Origin of the sequence: Agrobacterium sp. 719_389, assembly GCF_900188475.1 — a bacterium.
Classification (GTDB): domain Bacteria; phylum Pseudomonadota; class Alphaproteobacteria; order Rhizobiales; family Rhizobiaceae; genus Agrobacterium; species Agrobacterium radiobacter.
In genome coordinates this window covers 169,945-191,953 of the sequence record NZ_FYEM01000006.1, presented here as the reverse complement: position 1 = coordinate 191,953, position 22,009 = coordinate 169,945, and the positions used below count along the sequence as shown (strand labels likewise).

The following is a 22,009-nucleotide window of genomic DNA, read 5'->3' as shown; positions in this document are numbered from 1 at the left end:
TTATTTAAACAATCACTTTGACGCCATGCGCCTTTTCGCCTTCCGGCTCGACGTGAATGGCAAGGCTGGCGCCCGGTATGACGTCCCTTATGGCATCTTCAAGGCGGTCGCAAATATCATGCGCCTCCCGCACCGTCATGACGGCCGGAACGACGACGTGAAAATCGATGAAGGCGGCCGAACCGGCGCGGCGGGTTCTGAGATCATGCACCCCGATGACGCCGCCGGAATTTTCCGCAATCGCCTTCTTGATCGCCTCGTCCTCTTCCGGCTCCACCGCCCGGTCCATCAAGCCGCCAAGTGAATGCAGAATGACTTTCGAGCCCTGGAAGAGGATGTTGATGGCCACCAGAATGGCGAGCAGCGGATCGAGAATGGCGTAACCCGTCAGAAGCGCCAGAACGAGACCCACGAGAACGCCCGCCGAGGTCACGACGTCAGACATGATATGATGGCCGTCGGCCGCGAGCGCCGGTGAGGCATATTTCTTGCCGACGCGAATGAGGATCGTCGCCCAGACGGCATTGATCGCACCCGCCGCCGCATTGATGACCAGACCGAGAACCGGCGCTTCCGGCAGCCTCGGATTGAAAAGGGCGCCCCAGGCCTCCTGCACGATCAGGAGCGCGGCAACCACGATCAGCACACCCTCCACGACGGCGGAAATATACTCCGCCTTGTGGTGACCGAACTGGTGATCATCATCGGCCGGCTTCTGCGCATAGCGAATGACGAAATAGGCGATGAAGGCCGCGACCACATTGACGGTCGATTCCAGACCGTCAGATAAAAGCGCGACCGAGCCCGTGACCCACCAGGCCACAAGTTTGAGGCCCAGCACACCGAAAGAAAGCGGAATGCTCCAGAATGCGAGCTTCCTTACCAGCGCATTGCCTTCACTGTTCATTTTTGCCCCCGTGCGGATGCGAACGAATTGCATGACCGACTGCCAAAACGCACGAACCGCGCGCACGGGGTCTCCGTGCGCGCGGTTCGCTATTTGAGCGTTCTATCGTTCAAACGGAGAACAAGGTCAAGGGCCTTGCGCTCACGCCAAAAGCATCACTCTTCGCTCTTCTGCTCGCAGAAACGAATGCGGTTGCCGAATGGATCGGTCACTTCCATCACATCGCCCCAGGGCAGTTCTTCAACGCCGGGCTTCAGGAAGCGATAATCCTTCGCCGCCAGTTCCTGCTGATAGGCATGAACGCCGCGCATGGTCGCGAAAATGTTGGAGCCCGGCGTCGCATCACCGTGATGACCGCTGAGATGAAGACCCATTCCGGCCCGGGAAACCTGCATGTAAAGCGGGAAATTATCGCCGAAGCGGTGTTCCCAATCGACCTCGAAACCGAGAAAATCGACATAGAACTCCCGCGCCTTGGCTTCGTCGAATATCCTGACGATCGGGAATATCCGCTCGAAGCCAATGTCTCCAGCGTTTTGTGTCCCGGCACCACCCATGCTGCCTCAACCTCTTTTCGGCCCCATAAAATGAAACCGGCCGCAACAAGTGCGGCCGGTACAGTCAGCTTATTCGGCTGCGACGATCTTGCCGTCCTGCCACTTGAACAGCGAGAAGGCCTGCGACGTCAGGTCGCCGTTTTCGCCATAGGTGACCTTGCCGATTGCCGTCGGGAAAGCGTCGCCGCTCTTCAGGGCCGTGGCGACCGCTTCGGAATCCTTGGCGCTTCCGGCCTTCTCGATGCCGGCCTTCAGGACTTCAACGGCAGCGTAAGCGTTGAGCGTGAAGGCTTCCGCCGGAATGTTGGCGGCCTTCAGCGCTTCGGCAGCAGCCTTGGAGTCGTCGTTCTTCAGCGCGTCGGAAGCGTTGGTGAAGATCGTGCCTTCGCCAGCCTGCGAACCGATGTTCCAGAACTCGCTGTTCGACAGGCCGTCACCGCCGATAACGGCAGCCTTGGAGCCGATATCCTTCAGCTGGCGCACCAGAAGACCTGCTTCCGGGTGGTAACCGCCGAAATAGACGATGTCGACATTGTCGGACTTCAGACGGGCCGTCAGCGCGCCGAGATCTTTTTCGCCTGGTGTCAGCGCATCATAGAGAACTTCGGTCACGCCACCGGCATTCAGCGTCGCCTTGAAGGAGTCCGCCAGACCTTTGCCGTAAGCGCCCTTGTCGTGAATGATGGCGATCTTCTTGTCCTTGAGGTTGGAAAGAACATATTTCGCCGCAACCTCGGCCTGCTGGTCGTCACGACCGCAGGTGCGGAAGACGTTGGCAAGGCCGCGGTTGGTCAGGCCCGGTGCGGTCGCCGTCGGCGTCACCATCAGCACGCCGTTTTCGGCAAAGACATCCGATGCCGGAATGGCGACACCCGAGGTCACCGGACCGACGACGAAGTGGATGCCTTCTGCAACCAGCTGGTTGGCAGCGGAAACGCCCTGCTTGGGCTCGCCGCCATCATCAGCGAGCTTCAGCACGACCTGTTCGCCGAGGATGCCGCCCTTTTTGTTGATTTCACTGACTGCCGTCTGGGCGCCGTTCTTGACCTGGTCGCCATAGGCGGCAACAGGACCGGTGAGCGGCGCAATCAGGCCGATGACGATTTCGGCATGAGCAAGGGGTGCGAATGCGAAGGACGCTGCGAGCGTCACGCTGGTCAATGTCTTCAGTTTCATCCTGGTGTCTCCTTAAAGGGGGTCGCGGACCCGGTGAGCGCCATGGGCGCCGACCGAATGAAACTATCGGACGCCTCCCGGCGAAAACTCGTTCCATTTTTGAATTCCGAGCCTTCCACTCAACTCATACGGAAGGTTTGATGATTTATGCAAGTCACCTTTGCTGGATTAGGTCTATTAGCGGTAAATCATTCACCGGATCGGCCGTGATTGCGCTGTCTGAACGGACAAATCGACCTTCCTTAAACGCTTGGCGTTTGGTCGCCGCTGGAGGATAATACGCCATGATCGCAGCAGATGAAGAATTTCTGGCGGGCCTGCCCGTCTTCCGGCATTTTGAAGACGTGGCCGACCCCGCGCTTTATCGCGCCCTGCCGCCGGGATGGGGGCTGGCCATCGCCGATATCGTTGATTCGACCGCGGCGATCGGTACTGGCCGATACAAGGCCGTCAACATGGCTGGTGCGGCGGTCATTTCAAGCGTTTCAAACAGTCTCGGACGTCACGACCTGCCCTTCGTTTTCGGCGGCGATGGCGCAGCCGTTGCCGTGCCCCCCCACGGGCTGCCTGTGGCGCGCACAGCACTTTCGAATGTGCAGCGCTGGGTGAAGGATGACCTCGATCTTGCCATGCGCGTGGCGCTGGTCCCCGTCGAAGATATCCGCAGCAACGGTTTCGATATTCGCGTCGCCCGCTTTCAGGCAAGCGAGGATGTTTCCTACGCCATGTTTTCGGGCGGCGGTAACAGCTGGGCGGAGGCGCGAATGAAGGAGGGGCAATATGCCCTGCCCGCAGCCGAAGCGGGCGAGCGCCCGGACCTGACGGGACTTTCCTGTCGCTGGAACCCCATCCCCGCCACCCACGGCAAGGTGGTGTCGATCATTGCCGTGCCTGGGCCGTCGCGGGACATGCCAGCGTTTCGCCAGCTGGTCGTCGATCTCGTTGATCTGGCCGAGCAGGATGCGCGACACGGCCACCCCGTGCCGGAGGATGGGCCTAAACTTGGTTTCGTGGGTGAGGGTCTCGGCCTCGAAGCCCGGGCAGGTGCTGCCCATCACGATCTCTGGGGCAAGACACGCCGTTCGCTGCGCATTCTCGGCGAGTCCCTGCTCGTCAATCTTCTCGGCCTGACAAAGCTGTCTCTCGGGCGGTTCAATGCGGCGCGTTACCGGCGTTCGGTCGCGAGCAATACCGATTTCAGAAAATTCGATGACGGCCTGAAGATGACGGTGGATATCGACGCCGCACGGCTCGAGAAAATCCACGCAAGGCTGGAAACGGGTCGCCTCTCTGGCAGCTGCTATTACGGCCTGCACGAACAGGATGCCGCATTGATGACCTGCATCGTGCCGTCACCACTTTCGAGAGACCACATGCATTTCGTGGATGGTGCGGACGGCGGATATGCGGCTGCGGCGACCCGTCTCAAGCAGCAGATACACACTGCTGCGCCGGGCTGAATACCACGCCGATACCCGCCCTCAATTCCCGTGCCGGAGGCACTGCCGCAAAAGCCGCCGAAAAGAAAAACCGGCGTCATGCGCCGGTTTCAATTGAGTTGTGCTGCCGGGCCTTAACAGGGCCGTGGGATCAGGCTGCGGTCTTGCTGCTCTTCTGCGCCTGGCAGTAAATTTCCTCGAGGGAGGCGAGGATTTTCTTCACGGATTCGGAGTTGCTGGAATAGTAGATGGTCTGCGCATCGCGTCGTGTCTTGACCAGTCGCTGGGCACGCAATTTCGAAAGATGCTGCGAGAGAGCGGACTGGCTGAGACCAACCTGTGAGGCGAGGACACCAACCGGCACTTCCGTATCCACCAGCGTGCACAAGATCATCAGGCGCTTGGGATTCGCCATGGCTGAGAGCAAGTCTGCAGCGGCGATGCTATGTTCCGACAGAGATTGGTTATCCATACGCTCAAGTCTCCTGATGACAGTCGAAAAAGACGGTCATGGTGGCTATTATAGGTGTTCCAAAAGGTGTTTTTATAATTCAGTTGATACGTTGTATATACCTAAATCTTGCTTATATCGTGTCCCTTTCAAAGACTATTCTTCATCGGTTATTTACTTAAGATATTGTGACAAAATTATCAGCTTTTTGCCTGTTTTTTGGCAGTTTAATGATAAACATATGTATTAGCAGCAGTATTTATAAGCAATAAACGATCAAAAGTTGAGCGCTTCAATCTTAACGCCCGATGCCGGATTTTGGGGTGACAATCTACTACCACCTTAAATTTAGCAGCGAGCTAAAGAATCTAGATTAACTTTGCGCAATTTTCTCTAAGTTTGCAATATGATTTTTATTAGTAATTATTTTCATGCATAACTTGTGATATCAAAAATATTCTTTGCTACCGTGGGAAGGTATAACTTGCGATGCAAAGATCTTGTAGAAACAGAAAAAGGGCCTTCCATGAAGGCCCTTTCTTTTTCAGACCGGCGAATCACTACTTTTTGCGGTGACGCGTCAGCCCGGCCACGACTTCATCTGCGGAAATCGTGCCTATTATAGCACCATTGTCGACGACGCCGATCGCTCCGGAATGTTTTGACAGCGCGTCGAGAATATCGATCAGCGGCGATGATGGACGGGCGGTGGCGGCGACGTTCATCTGGCCGTTGCGTTCATCCACGCCCCGCTTCATCACATCGGCAGCAGTCAGCATGGAAATCGGGTTCATGTTCTGCACGAAATCCGCGACATAGGACGTGGCCGGCTGCTTGACGATCTGCTGCGGCGTTCCGCACTGGATGATGCGTCCGCCTTCCATCATGGCGATACGGTTGCCGATGCGGAAGGCCTCGTCCAGATCGTGACTGACGAAGAGGATAGTCTTCTTCAGCCGGCTCTGGAATTCCAGAAGCTCGTCCTGCAGGCGGCTTCTGATAAGGGGGTCGAGCGCCGAGAACGGCTCGTCCATCAACAGGATCGGCGCGCCGGTGGCAAAGGCTCTGGCCAGCCCCACACGCTGCTGCATGCCGCCGGAAAGCTCTCCCACCTTGCGGTCGGCCCAGGCGGACAGGTTCACCAGTTCCAGCTGCTCGGCCACCATGCGCTTGCGCTCGGCTTCCGGCACGCCGGAAAGCTCAAGCCCGAAGCCGACATTGTCGGCCACATTGCGCCAGGGCAGAAGACCGAATTGCTGGAAGACCATGGAAACCGTGTGCATGCGCAGATCGCGCAGCGATTTCGCCGGGCAGCGATAGGGATCGACATAGCCGGACTTGGTCTTCACGCCGACATTGCCGCGCACCACAGGCGCAAGCCCATTGACGGCCCTGAGCAGGGTCGACTTGCCGGAACCGGAAAGCCCCATGAGCACAAGTATCTCGCCTTCACTGACCGAGAGCGAGGCATTGGCGACGCCGAGAACCAGCCCGGTTTCGGTATTGATCTCGTCCCGCGTGCTGCCCTTGTCGATCAGCGGCAGCGCCGCATCGGGCCGGTCGCCGAAAACGATATCGACATTTCCGAAGATGATGGCGTCACTCATAGATCATCCTCCGCGCCGGGAAGGCGGAAAAGCCGGTCGAGAACGATCGCCAGTATGACGATGCACAGTCCCGCTTCGAAGCCCATGGCGATATTGACGGTGTTCAGGGCGCGCACGACAGGCACCCCAAGACCATTCGCGCCCACGAGGGCGGAAATGACCACCATCGACAGTGACAGCATGATAGTCTGGGTGAGGCCAGCCATGATCTGCGGTGCGGCGAAGGGGAGCTCCACCTTGCGCAGCACCTGCGACGGCGTTGCACCAAAGGCGACGGCCGCCTCCACCAGCGCCGGCGGCGTCGAGACGATGCCGAGGCGGGTAAGCCGCACGGGTGCCGGAATGGCGAAGATGACGGTGGCGATGAGGCCCGGAACCATGCCGAGACCGAACAGCACCAGCGCCGGAATGAGATAGACGAAAGTGGGGATGGTCTGCATCAGATCCAGCGCCGGGCGCATACCGGCATAGATCCATTTGCGGCGGGCCGCCAATATGCCGAGCGGTATGCCGATGATCATGCACACGGCGCTGGCGGCGATGACCAGCGCCAGCGTTTCCGTCGTCGCTTTCCAGTAGCCGAGATTGATGATGAGCAGCAGCCCGAGCGCGGCAAAGATGGGCATGCCGACGGAGCGGCGCGTCCAGGCCGAAAGCGCCGTCAAGATCACGACGATGACCAGCGGATGCGGCGCCTGCAGCACATAAAGCAGGGCGTTGATGACGCTTTGGAAAATGAAGGAAAGCCAATCGAAGAAAAAAGCGAGATTGCCGGTCAGCCAGTCAATGGCCTCCTTGGCATATCGGCCGACGGGCAGGCGGTTTTCAGGAGCGCTGAGCCATTCCACGGTAAGAAAAGACCTTTCGTGAATTAAAACAATTCCAGCAAAAATGCGTAGCGGTTTTGCGTCCGGAATTGCGCAGACAACAAAGGAATGGAGCATCGCCATCCCGTTTTACCGGAATTGCTCCAATGCAGAAATGACGGCCGGCAATAAAACTGCCGGACGCGGTGCTGGCGCATGACCTTCAATGTCTGAAAATTCACAGGCAAGGTCATGCATGGGCATCGTTATTTCCCGCTGATCCGGCCTGCCATGCAGGCCGGATGCAGTCATGCATAGTCTTGCGGCTTAAAGGCCGAGAGCCTTCTTTACGGTGGGCAGGGCATCGGCGCTGCCGTCCTTGGTCTTGACGTTGGCGAGCCATGGTTCGATCGCCGCCGGATTGGCCTTCAGCCAGGCGGTTGCAGCCGCCTCGCCCTCAAGGCCGTCATTCAGGATCTTGCCCATGATCTCGTTTTCCATGGGCAGGGAAAATTGCAGGTTCTTGAGGAAAGCGCCGACATTTGGGCATTCCTCGACATAACCCTTGCGGACATTGGTATGGATCGTCGCGCCGCCGAGGTTGGGGCCGAAGACCTCGTCGCCGCCGGTCAGATAGGTCAGCTTGAAATTCGCATTCATCGGATGCGGTTCCCAGCCGAGGAAGACGATCGGTTCGCCGGATTTTTCCGCGCGCGCCACCTGGGAAAGCATGCCCTGTTCGGACGATTCGACCACCTCGAAAGATTTCAGTCCGAAACTGTCCTTGGCCACCATATCGAGAATCAGGCGGTTGCCGTCATTGCCGGGTTCGATGCCATAGATCTTGCCGCCGAGATCAGCGCTGTGGGCGGCGATATCCTTGAAATCCTTGATGCCGAGTTCGGCGCCCTTGGCGTTGGTCGCCAGCGTGTATTTGGCGCCGGTCAGGTTTTCCCGCAGCGTCTCGACGGATTTGTCTTCGCGATAAGGCGCGATATCGCCTTCCATGGTCGGCATCCAGTTGCCGAGGAAGACATCGATGTCCTTGTTTTTGAGGGATGTATAGGTAACGGGGACGGAGAGAAGCTTGACGTCGGTCTCATAGCCAAGGCTTTTCAGAAGGACGGTGGCGGTCGCCGTCGTGGCGGTGATGTCGGTCCAGCCGACATCGGAAAACCGCACCGTGCCGCAACTTGCCGGTTCGGCGGCGCTGGCCGCGCTGAACGTCATGGAGGAGATTGCTGCGGCCAAGACCAGACAGCGACTTCTATTTGCAAACATTGTTTGCTCCCTGTTTTTTCGTTCCCTTGCCATTATCAATATCTGCCGGACACAATCAACTCGCGTGCATTTGCGTGCTTTGGCCCACCGTTTGCGACAAAATGGTAAAAATGTGGGTATTCAGCGGTGCAGTGTCGAAAAAGGGCAGGCCGTAGAAATCTGTGTTTTTCCCACGGCCATACTTTTCAATCCGCCTCTTCCTCGTCAAAAGACGCAGGATGCAGCACCGGCTGGAAAACCGGGAGCGGTTTGTGAGGCACGGCGTGCCGATTGAAGAGGTTGGAGCATTCAAACGCGGGTGCTCCGGGAGTGGATAATGGCAAAACTCTATTTCAATTATTCAACGATGAATGCCGGCAAATCGACCATGCTGCTGCAGGCGTCCTATAATTATCACGAACGCGGCATGCGCACGCTGATCTTCACGGCCGCCTTTGACGACCGGGCGGGTGTCGGCCGCGTTGCCTCGCGCATCGGCCTGTCCTCCGACGCCATGACCTTCGATGAAAATACCGACCTGTTCGCCGAGGTATCGGCCCACAATACGCAAGCGCCGGTCGCCTGCGTTTTCGTCGATGAGGCCAATTTTCTCTCAGAGCACCATGTCTGGCAGCTTGCCGAGATTGTCGACCAGCTCAACATTCCGGTCATGACCTACGGCCTGCGCACGGATTTTCAGGGCAAGCTTTTTCCCGCCTCGAAAGAACTCCTCGCCATTGCCGACGAGCTTCGCGAAATCCGCACCATCTGCCATTGCGGCCGCAAGGCAACGATGGTGGCCCGCTTCGACAATGAAGGAAAGGTCGTGACGGAAGGCGCACAGATCGATGTCGGCGGCAACGAGAAATATGTTTCCTTCTGCCGCCGCCACTGGGTGGAGACGTTCAAGGGCGAGTGAGCATCTGCGTCCGGTTGCCGCATTTGATTTTCCGCAAAGATGGCCGCCCTGCTCCCGGGCTAAGACGACAGCGACACATTCGCGTGGATGTGCTTTCTCTCAGGAGCAAAATTATGCAGAACAGAACTGCCAAATTCGCCGGCCTCGCCATTCTCGCAGGTCTTTTCGCCTTTCCCGCCCTTTCTGCCGAAATCGAAGTGAAGATGCTCAACAAGGGCAGCGACGGTCAGGCGATGGTCTTCGAACCCGCAACCGTCAAGGCCGCCGTCGGTGACGTCATCACCTTCGTCCCGGTTGACAAGGGTCATGATGCGGCCGCCGTGAAGGACATGATCCCCGAGGGTGTCGCCGACTTCAAGGGCAAGATGAACGAGACGGTGAAGGTGACCGTCGAGAAGGAAGGCGCCTACGTCGTCAAATGCACACCGCATCTCGGCATGGGCATGATCGCGCTTGTCGTCGTTGGCGATGCGGCTCCGGCCAATCTTGACGCCGTCAAGAACGGCAAGCTGCCGAAAAAGGCGCGCGACCGGTTGAATGACGAGATCGCCAAGCTCGGCCTCTAACCACATATGCCTTCGGTTCCGCGACGGCCGCTGTTCCACAATCAGTGTGGAAAGCCATAATGGCCGGCGCGGACCGCAGGTTGAGAAAAGTTTCGCAATCATGTTGTATCCCGGTTGACCGGGACATATCTGGAAGACAGTAAATGACCGCGGCTTATACGAAGCGCCGAAGGGCGCGGGCGGACCGAGGTCTTTCTTCCGGCGTCCAGCCCCACGGGCAGAGGAGACTATGACGACATGATCGACCGGATCACCGCCTGGATTCAGGCAGCCTTCAGCGCCATCGGCAGGGCCGCCGGTCTTCTCGTCGCCTGGCTTTTGTGGCCGTTCATGGCCGCCCATGGCTGGTATCAAGGCCGCAACTGGATCATCAAGGGCCCGATCGCTCTGGTTCTCATCCTGCTTGCCGGTTTCTACGGATATTTCGTCTGGCAAACGCAGGTCTGGAGCAATTTCGATCCGGATTACATTTCCCGTTACAAGCTTGCCGAACGTACCGTGCCGCCCGGACAGGAATTACCGGCCGCCGGCCCGACTTCGCCCGCCGGCGCAACGGGTGCCGCCGCCAACACATCCGCGCCCGTTTGCCAGCGTTCGGCCATCGTCGACGCCGCCGCCGATCTCACCGACTTCAACGTCAACCAGAACGCCTGGATTTCCTCCATGCTGCTCTATCGTCTCGGCCTCTTCGGCATGGACTGGGACAGCACGCCGTTTCTGGACAACAAGGCCTCCTTCCAGCGCGGCGTAAACCAGGCCGTGCGCCGCACCTCGGTTGAACTGGTGGATACGCTCGGCCGCGTCCGCGGAACCTCCGGCATCAACAACAATCTCCAGGAAGCGCGCGGCAACATGCAGTTCAGCGAATATTCCTGGTATTTCGGTCTCGATCCCTTCGGCCCGAAGACGCCGACCCCCAGCTATTACCGCGCCGCCATCCGCAGCTTCCAGGCCTTCAACGGCGAACTCACGGCCTGCAAGGCGGTTTTTGACACCCGCGCCGACAACCTGATCCAGTTCATCGACCGTATCGCCGGCGACATCGGTTCGACATCGGCGATCCTTCGCGAGCGTTCGGAAAACTATAATGGCGGCTGGTTCGACACCCGCGCCGATGACCGCTTCTGGTTCGCTTATGGCCAGCTCTACGGTTATTATGGCGTGCTTTCCGCCGCAGGATCGGACTTCGCGCAGGTCATACGCGAGCGTAACCTGACAAACCTGTGGAACGACACGCTGTTGCAAACCCGCGCGGCGCTGCGCATTCAGCCGGCGATCATTTCCAATGGTGAGGAAAGCGGCTGGATCATGCCGTCGCACCTCGCCACCATGGGATTTTACGTCCTGCGGGTGCGCTCGAATCTCGTCGAGCTTCGCTCGGTTCTCGACCGGTAAGGCGCAGGCCTCCCCCGGACGACAGTGCCGATCAGTCGATCAGGCCAAGGCGTATGGCCTTGGCCACCAGCTGGGTGCGGTTGACGCAGTCGAGCTTGCGAATGGCGTTGTTCATATAGGCATTGACGGTATGTTCCGAGATGGAGAGAAGCTCGGCGATCTCCACGGAGGTCTTTCCCTGCGCTGTCCAGCGCACGACGTCGAGTTCCCGTTTCGTCAGTGGCGAGGGCCCTCTGGAATTGGCGCGACAAAGCCGGTCATAAACCTCCAGCGCATGCAGCACGATCATGTTCAGCTCGTTCAGCGAGGCCTGCGGCAGGACATCGCGATCGCCTGCGAAATTCATCAGATGGCGGTTGCCGTACATGCCGTGCACCGGCACCATGAGACCGGAGGTAATGCCCATGCTGCTTAGCGAGGCCGCCGCATGCAGCAGCGGTTCACAGGTAATATCCGGGTCCTGCAGCGACCAATATTGCGGCATCATCGATGACGCGCCGCGCTTGATGACGGGACAATCCCCAAGTGCGCCATCCTTGGTCATCGCATTCACGACCCAGATCGGCAGGCTGCTTTCAACGACCGTGGGCAGGGCATAGACATTTTGGCCGCCGGGCAAGCGCAGCAGGGTCACATAAGCGTAGCCGAAGGCGCGCATCACCTCCCGCAGCGCCTCCAGCCATTGGGATTTGTCGGCCGCCGCCGACAGATCGTCACAAAGTCTGGCCTGGCGCTCCGTCTTCACCATTCACGCGCCCTCGCCACGCCGGGACGCGCTGCCCGGAGCGAGAAACATGCGGCATGACCGGGACGGGATTGCGACCTTCATATCGGCTGGACCATCCTGATCAAAGCACCGGCTTTTCGGATTTGTCCTTCGGCTTTGCCATCAGTTTTTCGAGGAAACCGAGCATCACCGCCGAGACGACAAAAGCCAGATGAATGATGGTGAACCACATCAGCTGGCTGTCCGTATACTGGCTGGCGTTGAGGAATATCTGCAGGAGGTGGATCGATGAAATCGCCACGATCGACGACGCGACCTTGATTTTGAGGCTGCCCGAGTCGAGCTTGCCCAGAAACGAAACCTCGGCATCCGACTCGTCGAAGCGGCTGACGAAGTTCTCGTAACCGGAGATCATCACCATGACGATCAGGCTGGCGACCAGCGCCGCATCGATCAGCCCGAGCATGGCAAGGATCATATCCGCTTCGTCGTAAGTGAAGACGTTTTTTGCAACCTTCAGAAACTTGAGCATGAAGGAAAAGGCATAAACCGCGAGCGCCGCAACGAGCCCGAGATAAAAGACCACAAGCAGCCAGCGGCTGGAGAGAATGATCCGCTCGACGAGCAGTTCAAGAGACTTCATTTCCGTATCCGATTAATAATCTGTTTATTGTTTCGCCATGTAAACTGGCTGCCAATATCCTAGCAAGCGGCAATGTCGGGACTTTGACCGTATCGCGGCGTTTTCGCACCCATTCGCCGGCCAAACGCCGCAGGGGGATAAGCGTCGTATTTTTGCAACATACCGTTATGCTTTAAAACATGATGTAAAAAGTCATATATAATATGTTGACAGTTATCGTCATGTTTTTTAGTCCTCGATTATCGGCTCGCCCGTAACAATCAAAACAGTTTCAGCCGCGACGGCAAACGCGGCGTGCTTTCGCACGCCGTGGCCTATTCGCGCGTCTACCTGGGGGTACTTCATGTCCATTTCGCGCACGCAGTCCGCGTTGCTTCTGTGCACTGCCATCTCTCTCCTGCCGCTTGCCGGCCCTGCACGGGCGCAGGATGCCGCTTCGCAGGCGGACGGCACCACGACGCTTGAAAAGATCGTGGTCAAGGGCAAGCGCGTCAAAAGCGCCAATGCCGCCGCCGACACGCCGCTGGCAAGCCAGACCACGGCGGAAGACATCCGCAAGAAGGACATCGGCAGCATCAAGGACCTCGGCAACAGCACGGAACCGGGCGTCGATTACGTCGATGCCAAGCCCGGCCGACCCGGCGGCCTGTTCATTCGCGGCCTCGGCGGCGCACGCGTCGTCACTTTGATCGACAATATTCCCGTTCCCTTCTTCGAAAACTTTGCCCGGCAGGGTCAGGCCACCACCACATTGAGCAATACGAATTCGAGCTTCGATTTTTCCTCGCTTTCGACTGTTGATGTGGTGCGCGGCGCCGATTCCAGCCGCATCGGTTCCGGTGCTCTCGGCGGCGCGCTGGTGTTGCGCACGCTCGAGCCGGAAGACCTGATCGGCGAAGGCAGGGACTGGGGCGGAGTGGCCAAGACCACCTATGACAGCGAAGACAGAAGCGTGGGCGGATCGCTCGCCGTCGCCAAGAAGATCGAGAACACCTCGGTCCTGTTCCAGGGCTCCTACAAGCGCGGCAACGAAACGGACAACAAGGGTACGGCCGACGTCTACGGAACGCGCCGCACCAAGCCCAATCCCGCCGATACCTATGAAAGCAATCTGATGTTCAAGATCCGGCAGGATCTTGAAGGCGGTCACCGCATCGGGCTGACGGCCGAGCGTTATTCGCTGAGAGACCGCAGCGACATGAAGACCCTGCAGGGCGTCAGCGTATCGGGATCGACCTACCGGATCGGCGACTACCGGGGCTACGAGAACACCGAGCGTGACCGCGTATCGCTCGACTATGAATACGAGGCGCCCTCGACCGATGGCGTGATCGACGCCGCCAATCTTTCGCTTTACTGGACGCGCCTTTCCAAGGAGTCCGGTGCGGGCGACCGTCTGACCAACAATTCGCTCTATATTCGCGAAGACAGCATGCGTAACAGCGCATTCGGCATCGTCGGCGGCCTCGAATCCGGTTTCGAGCTTGGCGGCGTGCAGCACACGGTCCGTTTCGGTGGCAATGCCATGACGACCGATTTCAGCCAGGAGCTTTTCGCCAATACGGCAGGATCAACCTCGTCTTCACAATCGGACATGCCTGACGTGAGCGGCAAGAGCCTCGGCCTTTATCTCGATGATGAAATCGCCTTCGGCAACGGCTTCCGTCTTACTCCCGGTCTGCGCTTCGATTCCTACGACTACGACCCGGATGGCTCGGTTTCCAGCAATGGCGGCTACAGAACCTTCGGCCTGCCGAGCGGCAACAGCGGCTCGCGCTTCTCGCCGAAGCTTCTTGCAACTTACGACGTCACCCCGGAACTGCAGCTCTTCGCACAATGGTCGATGGCCTATCGTGCCCCGACGATCAACGAACTGTACCTGAATTTCTCCAACATCAGCTCCGGTTACGCTGTTGTCGGCAACTCCGCCCTCAACCCCGAAACCAGCAACAGTTTTGAAATCGGCGCGAACTATGCCTCCGGCGACCTGACGGGAAGCCTGACGCTGTTCCACAACAAGTACAAGAACTTCATCGAGCAATATACGACCTCGACGACACTCTTCCCCGGTTTCGGCGGCAGGGGCAACGGATCGCTCTTCACCTATCGCAACCGTAACAATGTCGAAATCTCCGGTGTCGAAGCCAAGGTCCGAAAGGATCTTGCAAACGGCTTCTTCGCCCATGCCTCGCTTGCCTACGCCTATGGCAAGGACACCGATACCAACGAGTTCATTCGCACGGTCGCGCCGTTCAAGTCCGTCCTCGGCGTCGGTTATGCGCAGGATGTCTGGGGCACGGAACTGACCGGCGTCTTCTCGTCGGGCATGCGTGACGACAGGGTGGCCAACACGTTCGACGCCCCCGGCTACGGCGTCTTCAACCTGACCGGCTGGTGGGAGCCGGAACAGACCAAGGGCCTGCGTATCCAGGCCGGTATCTACAATCTGTTCGACAGGAAATACTGGAACGCCGTCGGCGTCCGCGACGTGAACCCGAATTCCGTCAGCACCGTAAACCAGCCGGTCGATTTCTATACGGAAGCCGGCCGCACCTTCAAAATCTCCCTGACCCAGAAATTCTAAATCCGGGTGGAAATATCATCTCCAGTCGGGGCGGCCTTCGGGTCGCCCCTTTTTTGTCAGCGGCAATAGAGATAACCGCCTTTTCGCTCCAGCATGTCGAGATGCAGGTGATCCTGATGGGTGGCGTCGCTGCCGGGCGAAAGAACCGTGCGGAAGAACAGGCAGGCGGCGGCGGTAATGGTGCGCTGGAAAGCGCCTTCCGGCGTCCCGTCCTCGACCCGCGGCTTCATCACCAGCGGCTCGCCCTTGTCGAAAGCGATCGTGGAAATATCCACGGCATTGCCCTTGGCATGTTCGGAAATCTTGCCGTTTTCCGCGCTGTTGCGGTTGCGGCAGATATAAGTCGAGGCATTGGCGATGGCCGTCACCTTTTTCTCCGGCAAAGCGAGAGCCGCCGCCGGCAACATCATCTCCTTGGTCCAGCGGGAAAGCGCAAGCGCGGTTTCGCAGCGCATGGTGCCCGAGGGTTCCAGCTTGATACCGGGCAGAACCACGGAAAGCTCAACAGGCGCTTCGATGCCGCACCCCTGCTCCGCATCGCGGATCGGCTCAAGCTGCTTGAACTCGGCGCCGATCTCCTTCAATGCGCCAAGGCATGCCTGAAGGACGGCCGGATCTTCCGGTTTCACCGGCTCCGGCGGCTTCTCGTCAGGTTTTGCGGCCTCGTCACCGGGCTTCTTACGCTCGCCGCCGTCCTTGCCCTCCTCTTCCTTTCCGGCGTTATCGGAACCTTTATCAGCGGGTGTCTTTTCACCATCCTGCTTCTGTTCTTCCGAGGCCTGCGGCTTCGCGGCCGGTTTCTGCTCTTCCGGAGGCTGCGGTTTAGGGGCGGGTTTCGGCGCTTCCGCCGGGCTTTGCGACGGCTCGTCCGATGGCTTTTCCGAGGGGGTTGAGGATTGCCCGTCGCCCGGTTTTGGCTGCGGCACCGGCACCTGCGCCGGCGGTTCAGAGGCGGAAATCAATGCGAGGGCGGCTGCCAGAAGACATAGGCGATGAAGCATTTTTCGGGGCACTCCTGACCGTTTCGGCAGGAGAGCAACGCGGCGGCGGCCCGTAAGGTTCACTCCCTTGCCGAAATCCGCTTGCCAAGGAGGATCGTGCACGCTAACAATTTTCCCATGAATATCGTGTCTAAGAACATTGCTAACTGGTGGTGGGGCAGCTTTTCGCGGCCTTGACCAGTCATGTCTTCAGACAAAGTCCAAGCCGCCCGAATTTTCAGGCGGCTTTTTTGTTATTTTGCCGCCTGTCATCGGGCTTGAACAACAGAAAGCATGCGCGCAAAAGTGCTTGGCGGTTTTGCGATAACGACATGCGACAAAATGAGTACGAAAGAAATGGTAACGATCATTCAGGATGACGGAGCGGAAACCTACGAGACGAAAGGCGGCATCAAGGTCAGCCGAAAGCGCCGGCCCGCCGACTACGCCAACGCCATCGATAATTATATCGAAAAGCTCGATTCCCATCGCGGCGCGGTTTTTTCGTCCAACTATGAATATCCGGGCCGCTACACCCGCTGGGATACGGCGATCATCGACCCGCCGCTCGGCATTTCCTGTTTCGGCCGCAAAATGTGGATCGAGGCCTATAATGGCCGTGGCGAAGTGCTGCTCGATTTCATCACCGAAAAGCTGAAGGCGACGCCCGATCTCACGCTTGGCGCTTCCACCACACGCCGTCTCGATCTCACCGTCAACGAGCCGGACCGCGTCTTCACCGAGGAAGAACGCTCGAAGATCCCGACCGTCTTCACCGCACTGCGCGCCATCGTCGACCTCTTCTATTCGAATGCGGATTCGGCCATCGGCCTGTTCGGCGCTTTCGGTTACGATCTCGCTTTCCAGTTCGACGCGATCAAGCTGTCGCTGGCGCGGCCGGAAGACCAGCGCGACATGGTGCTGTTCCTGCCCGATGAAATCCTCGTCGTTGACCACTATTCCGCCAAGGCCTGGATCGACCGCTACGATTTCGAAAAGGCCGGCGTGACGACGGACGGCAAGTCCTCCGAAATCACACCCGAGCCCTTCAAGACCACGGACACGATCCCGCCCAAGGGCGATCACCGTCCCGGCGAATATTCCGAACTTGTCGTGAAGGCCAAGGAAAGCTTCCGCCGCGGCGATCTGTTCGAGGTCGTGCCCGGCCAGAAATTCATGGAGCGCTGCGAAAGCAATCCGTCGGCGATTTCGCGCCGCCTGAAGGCGATCAACCCGTCGCCCTATTCCTTCTTCATCAATCTGGGCCATCAGGAATATCTGGTCGGCGCTTCGCCGGAAATGTTCGTGCGCGTTTCCGGCCGCCGCATCGAGACCTGCCCGATCTCAGGCACCATCAAGCGCGGTGACGACCCGATTGCCGACAGCGAGCAGATCCTGAAGCTGCTCAACTCGAAAAAGGACGAGTCCGAACTCACCATGTGCTCGGATGTGGACCGTAACGACAAGAGCCGCGTCTGCGAGCCGGGTTCGGTGAAGGTTATCGGCCGCCGCCAGATCGAGATGTATTCGCGCCTCATCCACACGGTCGACCACATCGAGGGTCGCCTTCGCGACGATATGGACGCCTTTGACGGCTTCCTCAGCCACGCCTGGGCCGTCACCGTTACCGGTGCGCCAAAACTGTGGGCCATGCGCTTCATCGAAGGCCACGAAAAGAGCCCGCGCGCCTGGTATGGCGGCGCAATCGGCATGGTCGGCTTCAACGGCGACATGAATACCGGGCTTACGCTGCGCACCATCCGCATCAAGGATGGCATCGCGGAAGTGCGCGCCGGTGCGACGCTGCTCAACGATTCCAACCCGCAGGAAGAAGAAGCCGAAACCGAACTCAAGGCCTCCGCCATGATATCAGCCATTCGCGATGCAAAGGGCACCAACTCGGCCGCCACCAAGCGCGATGCCGCCAAGGTGGGCACCGGTGTGAAGATCCTGCTCGTCGACCATGAAGACAGCTTCGTGCACACGCTGGCGAACTACTTCCGCCAGACAGGCGCGACCGTCTCCACCGTCAGAACACCCGTGGCCGCAGACGTGTTCGATCGCTTCCAGCCCGATCTGGTCGTTCTCTCTCCCGGACCGGGCAGCCCGACGGATTTCGACTGCAAGGCGACGATCAAGGCCGCCCGCGCCCGCGAATTGCCGATCTTCGGTGTCTGCCTCGGCCTTCAGGCACTGGCGGAAGCCTATGGCGGCGAGCTTCGCCAGCTTGCGGTGCCGATGCACGGCAAGCCCTCGCGCATCCGCGTGCTGGAACCGGGTCTGGTCTTCTCCGGTCTCGGCAAGGAAGTGACCGTCGGCCGTTACCACTCGATCTTCGCCGACCCCGCCACTCTTCCGCGTGATTTCATCATCACCGCGGAAAGCGAGGACGGCACGATCATGGGCATCGAACACGCCAAGGAACCGGTTGCCGCCGTTCAGTTCCACCCGGAATCGATCATGACGCTCGGCCAGGACGCCGGCATGCGCATGATCGAGAATGTCGTGGTGCATCTGACCCGCAAGGCGAAAACCAAGGCGGCATGATGGTGGCTACCGACGCCATCAGCATCGAACCCATCCGGGCAGAGCACGTTGAAAGCTTTCACCGTGCTCTCGATGCGGTATCGCGCGAGCGGAAATATCTGAGCTTCCTGGAAGCGCCGCCGCTCGATTCGGTACGCGCCTTCGTTCTCGACATGATCGAAAACGACCATCCGCAATTCGTGGCGATTGCGGATGGGGAGGTGGCCGGCTGGTGCGATATTCGCCGCCAGAGCAGGGCAACCCGCGCCCATTGCGGCACGCTCGGCATGGGCATCTTGCCCGCCTATCGTGACAAGGGACTTGGCGCGCGGCTGATGCGGCGGACACTCGATGCCGCCCGTCAATGCGGGCTGCATCGTGTCGAGCTAAACGTGCATGCGGACAATGCGAGAGCAATTGCGCTTTATGAAAAGATCGGGTTCGTGCATGAAGGCCGGGGCCGTGACGCCGTCCTGATCGACGGGCGTCACATCGACAGCCTCAACATGGCGATCATCTTCGGCAGCTAACCCCTCGGCAGCGACGCCGAAATACACAGGGCGAATTTCTTCAGAAGCTGCATGTCGAAGTGCCCTTCCCGGCGCAGCATCCACGTCAGCGCTTCATTCGCCGTCCACGGCTTCTTGTAGGGCCTGACCGAGGTCACGGCGTCATAGACATCGCAGACCGCCGCGATACGGGCGTAAAGGCTGATCTCGCTGCCTGCACGCCCGCTCGGATAACCGCCGCCATCCATCCGCTCATGATGATTGAAGCAGACATCGAGCACCATCTCGGGCATCTGTGCGTTGCGTGACAATATATCCCGGCCGAATGCCGGGTGAAGATTGATGATCTCCCGCTCGCTGGCGCTCAATCCTTCCGCCTTGTTGAGGATCGAAGAGGGGATTTCCACCTTGCCAATATCGTGCAGCAACCCGCTGATGCCGAGCAGATTGACCGTTCCCCTGTCGAGCCCGAGATAATTACCGAAAAGAATCATCAGGCCGCTGACGGAGACCGAGTGCACAAACGTTGTTTCGTCTTTCGATTTCAGGCGGGTGACGCCGATGAAGATCGCCGGGTTGGACTGCACGGCATCGGAAATCTTGCCGGCCGCAGCAGCCATGCCCTTCAGCGAGACATTGCCGCCAGCTTCGGCGGCGGCAAAGGTTTCGGCAATGGTATCGGCGGCCGAGCGTACGGCATGGGTAACGGCGGCGACGGTTTCCGGGCAATTGCCCAATGGCGGCGAAACGGCCGCAGAACGCCTGCCGCCTTCGGTGTCGTGTCCCTTGGCGGTGTTGATAACAATGCTTTCGGCGCCGCTCAATTTCAATTGACGCATTAATTCCTCATGCCGCAAAAGAAAGCGGTGCCGCTTTAAAAATCCCTGGTTCGACAGCGTTCCTTCGACCGCTTCGATAAACATGCCAAGCGTCAGTTGCTGGGTGGAAATTCGTTTGAGCATCAGATGCTTTTATTTTCCTTCCCGGGAATGATAGCCTGAAACCGTAATTCGTAAAAATGCCGGCGTGTAACCGGCTAAACTACAAAGGTGAAGTCAAGCCTTCCCAATTTGCCTAAACTTGAACCTCGAAAGATTAGATAACACAAATATGAAAATTTTTTACTCCGGATATATTTAAAACCCAAAGAATCAATCCAAATAGACCAAGAAACAACCTTAGAATGTAAATAGTGAAAACTATCGCATACGACGCAAACCAGGAGCCGAAGAAACCCGCATGAATTCCAGACTTGAAACGCGCATCGATCAGGGTACGGGCCGTGAACCGGCGGACATGGTTCTCAAGGGCGGACGCTTCTTCGACCTCGTTACCGGAGAACTCGTCGCGTCGGATATCGCCATCTGCGGCGACACCATCGTCGGCACCTGCGAGAACTACAAGGGTCGACAGGAAATCGACATTTCCGGAAAGATCGTCGTTCCGGGTTTCATCGACACGCATCTCCACATCGAATCGTCGCTGGTGACACCGCACGAATTCGACCGCTGCGTTCTGCCCTATGGCGTTACCACCGCTATCTGCGACCCGCATGAGATCGCCAATGTTCTGGGCGTGGAAGGGCTTCAGTTCTTCCTCGACAGCGCCATGGAAACCATCATGGACATTCGCGTGCAGCTTTCCTCCTGCGTGCCCGCGACCCATCTGGAAACATCAGGCGCCGATCTGCCGATCGAAAAGCTGCTGCCGTTCCGCGATCACCCGAAGGTCATCGGCCTTGCCGAATTCATGAATTTTCCCGGCGTCATCCACAAGGACCCGGTGTGCATGGCAAAGCTTGAGGCCTTCCAGGGCCAGCATATCGACGGGCACGCGCCACTTCTGTCAGGAACGGCGCTGAACGGTTATCTCGCCGCCGGCATCCGCACCGAACATGAATGCACGAGTGCGACTGAGGCGCTGGAGAAAATCCGCAAGGGCATGCACATTCTGGTGCGCGAAGGCTCTGTCTCGAAGGACCTGCACGCCCTGATGCCAATCATAACCGAGCGACTGTCGCCCTATCTGGCGCTCTGCACCGATGATCGCAACCCGCTCGATATCGCCGAACAGGGCCATCTCGACTATATGATCCGCACGGCGATCGCCAGCGGCGTGGAGCCGCTCGCCATCTACCGCGCCGCCTCGATTTCCGCCGCCAAAGCCTTCGGCCTGCGCGATCGCGGCCTCGTTGCACCGGGCTGGCGCGCCGATCTCGTGGTCGTCGACAGCCTGCAGAACTGCAAGGCCAGCATGGTGCTTTCCGGCGGCCGTATCGTCGATGACGCCCTGTTTGCCACGCGCAAACCGGTTGCACCCGTGGGTCTCGACAGCGTCAAGGCAAGGCCGGTGCTGGCGGCTCATTTCGGCGTGCCGGTCACGGAAGGCGAAAGCCCGGTCATGGGCGTGCTTCCCGGCAAGATCATTACCGAGCACCGCCGCTACAGGCTGCCGACAGACGGCAACCAGACCACCGTCGATCTTGAGAACGACATCATCAAGGTTGCCGTCATCGAACGCCATGGCAAGAACGGCAACCACGCCAACGGTTTCGTTCAGGGCTTTGGCCTCAAGAAAGGCGCGATCGCCTCAACCGTCGGCCATGACAGCCACAATATCTGTGTCGTCGGCGTCAACGAAGACGACATGGCGCTGGCCGCCAACCGGCTGGGTGAAATCAAGGGCGGTTTCGTGGTGGTGGAAGACGGCAGGGTGACGGGCGAGATCGCTTTGCCGGTGGCAGGGCTGATGAGCCTCGAACCCTACGAGACCGTTCGCGACACGCTGCACACGCTCAGAAAAGCAGCCTATGCGCTCGGCACGACACTGGAAGAACCCTTCCTGCAGGTCGCCTTCCTGCCGCTGCCCGTCATCCCGCATTTGAAGATTTCGGATATGGGCATGGTGGATGTGGATCGGTTTATGCTGATCTGACGATGCAGCTTATCGGCAGAGAG

The 22,009-nt window shown here is 58.8% G+C and carries 20 protein-coding genes; 9 read left to right on the top strand and 11 right to left on the bottom strand.

Going from position 1 to position 22,009, the window contains the following annotated elements:
* Window positions 1–4: 4 nt before the first annotated feature.
* From CFB10_RS13215 to CFB10_RS13205, 3 genes are all read right to left on the bottom strand, one after another.
* Window positions 5–907: a cation diffusion facilitator family transporter gene (locus tag CFB10_RS13215; RefSeq protein ID WP_026363876.1), complete on the bottom strand. Its 903-nt coding sequence runs from the start codon at window positions 905–907 to the stop codon at window positions 5–7.
* A gap of 155 nt (window positions 908–1,062) precedes the next feature.
* A complete protein-coding gene (locus CFB10_RS13210) occupies window positions 1,063–1,464 on the bottom strand; it encodes a glyoxalase superfamily protein (protein WP_020011404.1) in 402 nt (133 codons plus the stop codon).
* Between the two features lie 69 nt (window positions 1,465–1,533).
* Window positions 1,534–2,640: a branched-chain amino acid ABC transporter substrate-binding protein gene (locus tag CFB10_RS13205; RefSeq protein ID WP_020011405.1), complete on the bottom strand. Its 1,107-nt coding sequence runs from the start codon at window positions 2,638–2,640 to the stop codon at window positions 1,534–1,536.
* Between the two features lie 284 nt (window positions 2,641–2,924).
* Here CFB10_RS13205 and CFB10_RS13200 point away from each other — a divergent pair, with 284 nt between their 5' ends.
* Window positions 2,925–4,100 (top strand): DUF3095 domain-containing protein, encoded by a 1,176-nt coding sequence (locus CFB10_RS13200; RefSeq protein ID WP_020011406.1) that lies wholly within the window; start codon window positions 2,925–2,927, stop codon window positions 4,098–4,100.
* A 130-nt stretch (window positions 4,101–4,230) separates the two neighbouring features.
* Here CFB10_RS13200 and CFB10_RS13195 read toward each other — a convergent pair whose 3' ends face one another.
* From CFB10_RS13195 to CFB10_RS13175, 4 genes are all read right to left on the bottom strand, one after another.
* Window positions 4,231–4,551, bottom strand: a complete 321-nt coding sequence (locus tag CFB10_RS13195) for a helix-turn-helix transcriptional regulator (RefSeq protein WP_003524068.1) — start codon at window positions 4,549–4,551, stop codon at window positions 4,231–4,233.
* Window positions 4,552–5,090: 539 nt separating this feature from the next.
* Entirely contained in the window at window positions 5,091–6,137 is a 1,047-nt protein-coding gene (gene choV, locus CFB10_RS13185; RefSeq protein WP_020011407.1) for a choline ABC transporter ATP-binding protein, read from the bottom strand.
* A complete protein-coding gene (gene choW, locus CFB10_RS13180) occupies window positions 6,134–6,985 on the bottom strand; it encodes a choline ABC transporter permease subunit (protein WP_026363877.1) in 852 nt (283 codons plus the stop codon). The genes choV and choW overlap by 4 nt, the downstream gene beginning before the upstream one ends.
* Window positions 6,986–7,270: 285 nt before the next feature.
* Entirely contained in the window at window positions 7,271–8,224 is a 954-nt protein-coding gene (locus tag CFB10_RS13175) for a choline ABC transporter substrate-binding protein (RefSeq protein WP_004430127.1), read from the bottom strand.
* Between CFB10_RS13175 and CFB10_RS24040 the strand changes: the two genes are divergently transcribed.
* The 4 genes from CFB10_RS24040 to CFB10_RS13160 all read left to right on the top strand — a co-directional run bounded on the left by CFB10_RS24040 (window position 8,127) and on the right by CFB10_RS13160 (window position 11,083).
* The gene (locus tag CFB10_RS24040; protein WP_170940901.1) at window positions 8,127–8,498 is read left to right on the top strand and encodes a hypothetical protein; all 372 of its coding nucleotides are present in this window, start codon (window positions 8,127–8,129) and stop codon (window positions 8,496–8,498) included. The two genes, CFB10_RS13175 and CFB10_RS24040, sit on opposite strands and share 98 nt — an antisense overlap.
* A 42-nt stretch (window positions 8,499–8,540) precedes the next feature.
* Entirely contained in the window at window positions 8,541–9,122 is a 582-nt protein-coding gene (locus CFB10_RS13170) for a thymidine kinase (RefSeq protein WP_020011410.1), read from the top strand.
* Window positions 9,123–9,235: 113 nt separating this feature from the next.
* Entirely contained in the window at window positions 9,236–9,688 is a 453-nt protein-coding gene (locus CFB10_RS13165) for a pseudoazurin (RefSeq protein ID WP_004430118.1), read from the top strand.
* A gap of 237 nt (window positions 9,689–9,925) precedes the next feature.
* Window positions 9,926–11,083, top strand: coding sequence for a DUF2333 family protein (locus CFB10_RS13160; protein ID WP_020011411.1), 1,158 nt, complete (start codon window positions 9,926–9,928; stop codon window positions 11,081–11,083).
* 31 nt (window positions 11,084–11,114) lie between these two features.
* Here the strand turns inward: CFB10_RS13160 and CFB10_RS13155 are convergent, their stop codons facing one another.
* Both CFB10_RS13155 and CFB10_RS13150 read right to left on the bottom strand, forming a co-directional pair.
* Window positions 11,115–11,831 carry a helix-turn-helix transcriptional regulator gene (locus CFB10_RS13155; protein ID WP_020011412.1) on the bottom strand — a complete coding sequence of 239 codons (717 nt, stop codon included), beginning with the start codon at window positions 11,829–11,831 and terminating at the stop codon, window positions 11,115–11,117.
* 100 nt (window positions 11,832–11,931) lie between these two features.
* Window positions 11,932–12,453, bottom strand: a complete 522-nt coding sequence (locus CFB10_RS13150) for a TIGR00645 family protein (protein ID WP_004430114.1) — start codon at window positions 12,451–12,453, stop codon at window positions 11,932–11,934.
* A 343-nt stretch (window positions 12,454–12,796) separates the two neighbouring features.
* On the opposite strand from CFB10_RS13150, the gene CFB10_RS13145 reads away from it, so the two are divergent.
* Window positions 12,797–15,037 (top strand): TonB-dependent hemoglobin/transferrin/lactoferrin family receptor, encoded by a 2,241-nt coding sequence (locus tag CFB10_RS13145; RefSeq protein WP_020011414.1) that lies wholly within the window; start codon window positions 12,797–12,799, stop codon window positions 15,035–15,037.
* Window positions 15,038–15,093: 56 nt separating this feature from the next.
* Here CFB10_RS13145 and CFB10_RS13140 read toward each other — a convergent pair whose 3' ends face one another.
* Entirely contained in the window at window positions 15,094–16,038 is a 945-nt protein-coding gene (locus CFB10_RS13140) for an extensin family protein (protein ID WP_026363878.1), read from the bottom strand.
* A gap of 336 nt (window positions 16,039–16,374) precedes the next feature.
* On the opposite strand from CFB10_RS13140, the gene CFB10_RS13135 reads away from it, so the two are divergent.
* Both CFB10_RS13135 and CFB10_RS13130 read left to right on the top strand, forming a co-directional pair.
* Window positions 16,375–18,564 carry an anthranilate synthase gene (locus CFB10_RS13135; RefSeq protein ID WP_026363879.1) on the top strand — a complete coding sequence of 730 codons (2,190 nt, stop codon included), beginning with the start codon at window positions 16,375–16,377 and terminating at the stop codon, window positions 18,562–18,564.
* Window positions 18,561–19,073 carry a GNAT family N-acetyltransferase gene (locus CFB10_RS13130; protein WP_020011418.1) on the top strand — a complete coding sequence of 171 codons (513 nt, stop codon included), beginning with the start codon at window positions 18,561–18,563 and terminating at the stop codon, window positions 19,071–19,073. The genes CFB10_RS13135 and CFB10_RS13130 overlap by 4 nt, the downstream gene beginning before the upstream one ends.
* Here the strand turns inward: CFB10_RS13130 and CFB10_RS13125 are convergent.
* Entirely contained in the window at window positions 19,070–20,014 is a 945-nt protein-coding gene (locus CFB10_RS13125; protein WP_020011419.1) for an HD-GYP domain-containing protein, read from the bottom strand. The genes CFB10_RS13130 and CFB10_RS13125 overlap by 4 nt on opposite strands.
* A 277-nt stretch (window positions 20,015–20,291) precedes the next feature.
* On the opposite strand from CFB10_RS13125, the gene ade reads away from it, so the two are divergent.
* Window positions 20,292–21,986, top strand: a complete 1,695-nt coding sequence (ade, locus tag CFB10_RS13120; RefSeq protein WP_020011420.1) for an adenine deaminase — start codon at window positions 20,292–20,294, stop codon at window positions 21,984–21,986.
* Window positions 21,987–22,009 lie beyond the last annotated feature (23 nt).

Bases quoted from the DNA above. Each gene is read 5' to 3' on its own strand.
- CFB10_RS13215 (WP_026363876.1), bottom strand. From the start codon at position 907: ATGAACAGTGAAGGCAATGCGCTGGTAAGGAAGCTCGCATTCTGGAGC.
- CFB10_RS13210 (WP_020011404.1), bottom strand. From the start codon at position 1,464: ATGGGTGGTGCCGGGACACAAAACGCTGGAGACATTGGCTTCGAGCGG.
- CFB10_RS13205 (WP_020011405.1), bottom strand. From the start codon at position 2,640: ATGAAACTGAAGACATTGACCAGCGTGACGCTCGCAGCGTCCTTCGCA.
- CFB10_RS13200 (WP_020011406.1), top strand. From the start codon at position 2,925: ATGATCGCAGCAGATGAAGAATTTCTGGCGGGCCTGCCCGTCTTCCGG.
- CFB10_RS13195 (WP_003524068.1), bottom strand. From the start codon at position 4,551: ATGGATAACCAATCTCTGTCGGAACATAGCATCGCCGCTGCAGACTTG.
- choV (WP_020011407.1), bottom strand. From the start codon at position 6,137: ATGAGTGACGCCATCATCTTCGGAAATGTCGATATCGTTTTCGGCGAC.
- CFB10_RS13175 (WP_004430127.1), bottom strand. From the start codon at position 8,224: ATGTTTGCAAATAGAAGTCGCTGTCTGGTCTTGGCCGCAGCAATCTCC.
- CFB10_RS13170 (WP_020011410.1), top strand. From the start codon at position 8,541: ATGGCAAAACTCTATTTCAATTATTCAACGATGAATGCCGGCAAATCG.
- CFB10_RS13165 (WP_004430118.1), top strand. From the start codon at position 9,236: ATGCAGAACAGAACTGCCAAATTCGCCGGCCTCGCCATTCTCGCAGGT.
- CFB10_RS13160 (WP_020011411.1), top strand. From the start codon at position 9,926: ATGATCGACCGGATCACCGCCTGGATTCAGGCAGCCTTCAGCGCCATC.
- CFB10_RS13155 (WP_020011412.1), bottom strand. From the start codon at position 11,831: ATGGTGAAGACGGAGCGCCAGGCCAGACTTTGTGACGATCTGTCGGCG.
- CFB10_RS13150 (WP_004430114.1), bottom strand. From the start codon at position 12,453: ATGAAGTCTCTTGAACTGCTCGTCGAGCGGATCATTCTCTCCAGCCGC.
- CFB10_RS13145 (WP_020011414.1), top strand. From the start codon at position 12,797: ATGTCCATTTCGCGCACGCAGTCCGCGTTGCTTCTGTGCACTGCCATC.
- CFB10_RS13140 (WP_026363878.1), bottom strand. From the start codon at position 16,038: ATGCTTCATCGCCTATGTCTTCTGGCAGCCGCCCTCGCATTGATTTCC.
- CFB10_RS13135 (WP_026363879.1), top strand. From the start codon at position 16,375: ATGGTAACGATCATTCAGGATGACGGAGCGGAAACCTACGAGACGAAA.
- CFB10_RS13130 (WP_020011418.1), top strand. From the start codon at position 18,561: ATGATGGTGGCTACCGACGCCATCAGCATCGAACCCATCCGGGCAGAG.
- CFB10_RS13125 (WP_020011419.1), bottom strand. From the start codon at position 20,014: ATGCTCAAACGAATTTCCACCCAGCAACTGACGCTTGGCATGTTTATC.
- ade (WP_020011420.1), top strand. From the start codon at position 20,292: ATGAATTCCAGACTTGAAACGCGCATCGATCAGGGTACGGGCCGTGAA.